At 51.4% G+C, this 4,626-nt stretch carries 5 protein-coding genes; 3 read left to right on the top strand and 2 right to left on the bottom strand.

The genetic code is table 11. The annotated features are described in order from the left end of the window. A partial coding sequence (locus tag Q7V48_08950; GenBank protein ID MDO9210859.1) for a biotin/lipoyl-binding protein occupies window positions 1–483 on the bottom strand: 483 nt, incomplete at its 3' end. Between the two features lie 4 nt (window positions 484–487). Further along, entirely contained in the window at window positions 488–1,096 is a 609-nt protein-coding gene (locus Q7V48_08945) for a TetR/AcrR family transcriptional regulator (GenBank protein MDO9210858.1), read from the bottom strand. Between the two features lie 205 nt (window positions 1,097–1,301). Here Q7V48_08945 and Q7V48_08940 point away from each other — a divergent pair, with 205 nt between their 5' ends. From Q7V48_08940 to fabG, 3 genes are all read left to right on the top strand, one after another. Continuing rightward, window positions 1,302–1,931, top strand: coding sequence for a VOC family protein (locus Q7V48_08940; GenBank protein ID MDO9210857.1), 630 nt, complete (start codon window positions 1,302–1,304; stop codon window positions 1,929–1,931). A 148-nt stretch (window positions 1,932–2,079) separates the two neighbouring features. Further along, on the top strand, window positions 2,080–3,555 hold the full coding sequence (locus tag Q7V48_08935) for a CoA-binding protein (GenBank protein MDO9210856.1): 1,476 nt from the start codon (window positions 2,080–2,082) through the stop codon (window positions 3,553–3,555). A gap of 102 nt (window positions 3,556–3,657) precedes the next feature. Further along, complete coding sequence (gene fabG, locus Q7V48_08930; GenBank protein ID MDO9210855.1) at window positions 3,658–4,407, top strand: 3-oxoacyl-ACP reductase FabG; 750 nt, start codon at window positions 3,658–3,660, stop codon at window positions 4,405–4,407. The last annotated feature ends 219 nt before the right edge of the window (window positions 4,408–4,626 follow it).

Here is a 4,626-nt window from a genome sequence, read left to right as displayed (position 1 = left end):
ACGATCGATTTCTTTATCCACCCGATCGGCCGTGAGGACGGCATCATCCTCGGCAAATTTAAGACCTTCCCCTGCCTCACGCCAGGAAGCCTGGGCTACTCCGATACCCTGGAGAACTCGCTCTTTGGTTAGGGAAAGCTGGGTGATGGCTTTGGCCAGCTCATGTTTGGCGGTTTCCAGGGTGGCGCGAGCTTGGTCTCGGGCGGCGGCGTAATCTTCTTTTTCCAGCTCGAAGAGAACCTGCCCCCGCTGCACAGCATCCCCCTCCTCTACCAGAAGCTTCGCAATCCTTCCCGGAACCTTTGCACTGAGATTGATCAAATTCCCTTTCACTTGCGCATCGTCCGTCGAGACGTAATGCCAGCGAAAGATCAGCCATTGTACGCCGAAATAGATTCCCACCCCCACGAAGGCGACTACCAGAAGAAGGAGAAAGGTCCTTTTCCGGATTCGAGGCGGCAAATTTTCTTTTTTCTCGTCCATTGGTTTATGAACTCCCCCTTAAACCATTTAAGAAAGTTTCCACGAAGGTGTCCACAACTTTCTTCTGGGAGAAATGGAGGAATTTTTTCAGGCCGTAGACTTCCTGGGCTTGAACGTAATGGACGATCATCCCCATGAAAGCCCGGGCGGCCAGCATGGGGGGGACTGGTTTAAAAGCCTTTTCCTTGATTCGGTGGCGGATATATCTGGAAAGAAGCCGGCTTTTTTCCATAACGTGATTTTCAAAAAAGATCTTGGAGAGGTCATGGCCCTCCAGGGCACTGTAGAGGACCAGGCGCATAAAGGTAGGATCTTCCGTATTTTTCTGAATCAAGTAAGAAGCGATGGACTGGAATACCTGCCGGTCATCCTTGGCCTGGACGGCTTCTTTGGGAAAAAACATCTCTTCCGAACCACCCATCCTTTTTTGGATAATTGCCCGGTAAAGCGCTTCCTTGCTGGGAAAATATTTAAACATCAGCGCCTCGCTGATGTGCAGACGCCGGGCAATCTCCCGCGTAGTCGTACCCCGGAAACCCTTCTGGGCGAAAAGCTGCATGGACCCGTGAAGGATCTGTTCCCGCCGGCTTCCTGCGGACATCCGTCTTTTCATCTCCTCCCCCTTTCTCTGGGGAAAAAACTAAGTGATCACTTACTAATAAAATACTTTCTTCATCCTGTCAATTAAAAAAAACAATCTCCATCTCAGCGTCTTCAGCGTTCTCTGCGGTGGAGGGACATTCGGGTCTTGATTCCCTGTTCCGTATAGGTTACTTTACTTCTGAAGAGCTTCAAGATTAATTGCTTGGGAGGAAAGTATGATTCGACGAATTGACCACGTATCCATTGCTGTTCGGGATCTGGAAAAGGCACGTGCTTTCTTTTTGGACGGGTTAGGGGGGCGTGAACTTTACTGCGCGCCTGTCCCTGAGCAAAAATATCGCTGGACGACCGTGGAGCTTGGCACCTCCTGTTTTATCGAACTCATCGATCCGCTGGAAAAAGACGGGTTCGTGTATCGGTTTTTAGAAGGCCGGGGAGAAGGGCCCCATCACATCACTGTCCAGGTGAATGACCTCCAGGAGACCTACCGGATTTTGCAGGAGAAAGGAATCCCCACCTTCGGTTTCGCCGAACCTTTCCCCGGATGGAAGGAGTTATATATCCACCCGAAAAACGCTTTTGGGACTCTCATCCAGTTCGCCGAGTTTAACCCCCTGGATTGGATCCAGCCAGGATACATCCCACCTGCCTACAAAGAGTTTGTCCCCTCCGAGGAAAGCGTCGCGGAAGAAAAAATTGAGGTCCATAAAATGGAGACGAGGAGAGGTCCCGAGATAGAAATCCGCCAGGGGGAAGAAGTAATCCGGATTCCCCAGGCCCGGCTGGAAGCCCTCATCCAAACCCTGAAGCGACAACAGGCACTTTCCGCCTCTCCCCCAGAGTAAAAATTTTAGCTCCAGGACGCTCTTCTTGCAAAAATATTCGCCCAAATACTTGACAATTGATCGGCTGTTGATCAAATATAGATCGCGGAAGGAAAAAAAATTCTGTAGTTTGATTTTGGCAATACGGGGTTTTAAAAAAGGGGTAGACATGCAAAGAAATTCAGAGATTGAGTTTAACCTGCTATTTAATCCGCAATCGATCGCCCTCATCGGGGCTTCGAACAACATCGGGAAATGGGGAGCCATTGTTTTTCTCAACATTATTCTGGGTGGTTACCAGGGGCAAATTTATCCGGTAAACCCGAAAGAGGAAACAATTTTTAGACACAAGGCCTATGCCAAAGTAAGTCAGATCCCTGAGTCAGTGGACTTAGCCATTATCGCCATTCCGGCCCACCTGGCTATGGGCGCGCTTCTGGATTGTATCCAGAAAGGCGTCCGCATGGCCATCGTCATCACCTCCGATTTCAGCGAGACCGGAGAAGAAGGCGCCCGCCTGGAAAAAGAATTGACCGAGACCGCTCGCTCTTCCGGGATGCGCTTGGTAGGGCCGAATACCATGGGAGTCTTCAGCGCTTCAGCCAGCCTGACGGCCCTTATGCCTCCTGTGCGGCCGAGAAGGGGGAATGTTTCCCTTGTCTCTCAAAGCGGAAATATCGGAACGCAAATGCTCGGCTGGGGGGAGAAGTTTGCCGTGGGTTTCAGCAAATACGTGAGTAGCGGGAATGAAGGGGATCTGCGGTCAGAAGATTACGTGTCTTTCTTCGGTAAAGATCCGGCGACCAAAGTCGTCCTCACCTACATCGAAGGCCTGGATGATGGACGGGAATTTTTGCAGATTGCCAAGGAGATTACGCCCTGCAAACCGATTATTGCTTTCAAGGGGGGAAAAACCCTCGCGGGTGCCCGGGCGGCCAAATCGCACAGTGGCGCCATGGCCGGAGTGAATGAGTTATATGAAGCGGCATTCCGGCAAGCTGGCATTATCTGGGCTTCCACGACGGAAGAGATGCTGGAATGGGCCGCGGCCTTTTCTTCCCTCCCCTTGCCCCGCGGAAATCGAGTAGGAATTCTTACCCGGGGAGGCGGATGGGGAGTGATTACAGCCGATGCCTGCAATGAGATCGGACTGGAAGTGCCTCCGCTGGATGAAACCATCATCCAGGCGATGGATGCTTTTCTTCCAACCTATTGGAGCCGAGGAAATCCAGTGGATATGGTGGCTACGATTGGCATGGAAGCCTATATAAAATGCCTGGAGCTGCTGATCTCCTGGGAGAAGGTGGACGCCGTGATTTCCCTGAGCGGGGATGCCGGTCCACTGGCCACGATTCTTCCCGATGTCAAAAAAAGGGCGCAGACCATCCTTTCCCCTGAAAAGATGGAAAAAGTTATGCAACAAGTCTCCGCAACCCGGTCCCAGATTTACCAGCGGGTGGGCGAGCTAATAGAAAAATACCAGAAGCCCGTTTTTGCCGTGGGGGCCAATCTGGTAAAGGGAAAAGGGGGAGCCCAAACCGATTTTATTTTACCCCAATTCCGTACTCCCGAGCGCGCGGCCCGGGCGGCGGGTAAGCTTTATCAATATTTTCGATATCGCCAAGCGATCGGAATGGAAAGATGAACCATTGGAAGATTGGAATAATGGAATAATGGGACTGCCATATTTTGTCTTCGCCATTCCATCATTCCAATATTCCTTTTAAACTAAAAGGAGGATAAGAAAATGAGACTCAAAGACAAAGTAGCCATCGTGACCGGAGCCGGACGGGGGATTGGAGAAGGCATCGCCCTGCGCTTTGCCGAGGAAGGGGCCAAAGTGATCGTGAATGATGTGAACGAGGCCGATGTTAACCGTACGGTAGAAACGATCAAAGCCAAAGGTGGAAAGGCTGTGGCCGTGGCCGGAAGCGTTGCTTCCCGGGAAACCGCCCAGAAAATGGTGGACGCGGCCGTGCAAGAATTCGGGACCGTGGACATTCTGGTAAACAATGCCGGGATCGTTCGCGATGCCATGCTCCACAAGATGACCGATGAGCAATGGGACCAGGTCATCGAGGTGAATCTGAAGGGTGTGTTTCTTGGCATTCAGTGCGCCGCCAGAGTGATGCGGGAGAAAGGATACGGAAAAATCATCAACATCTCCTCCACGAGCTGGCGGGGAAACCCGGGGCAGCTCAACTACTCGGCCACCAAAGCGGGCGTAATCGGTATGACCAAGACGGCGGCCAAGGAATTGGCACCTAAAGGGATCAACGTCAACGTCATCGCTCCCGGAATGATCTGGACGGACATGATCAAGTCCATGCCCCCGGCGATCGTTGAACGGATGGAAAAAGGCCTGGCCTTTATCGTTCCCCTGAACCGCAAAGGTTTGCCCCAGGACATCGCCAACCTGGCCCTTTTCCTGGCCTCGGATGAAAGCTCTTTTATCACCGGCCAGTTGATTCACTGCGACGGTGGGATGATTATGTAACCAATTCGGATTGCGGATTGCGGATTGCGGAGTCAGAAGAAAGAAATACGAAGAAATAATATTTCGGATATCGGTTTTTTTAATAATTAATTCCGCATTCCGCGTTCCGAAATCCGAAATCGTATTGCTCCGAACTCCGAACTGATCACTCCGAACTGCTTATTCGGCATTGGAAGGTTGACCGTTGTTTGATTTTGAAAAGGGACCCGTCAAATTTAT

It is taken from the genome of Deltaproteobacteria bacterium, from assembly GCA_030654105.1.
Lineage (GTDB): Bacteria > Desulfobacterota > SM23-61 > SM23-61 > SM23-61 > JAHJQK01.
This window is presented reverse-complemented; position numbering and strand designations above follow the sequence as displayed.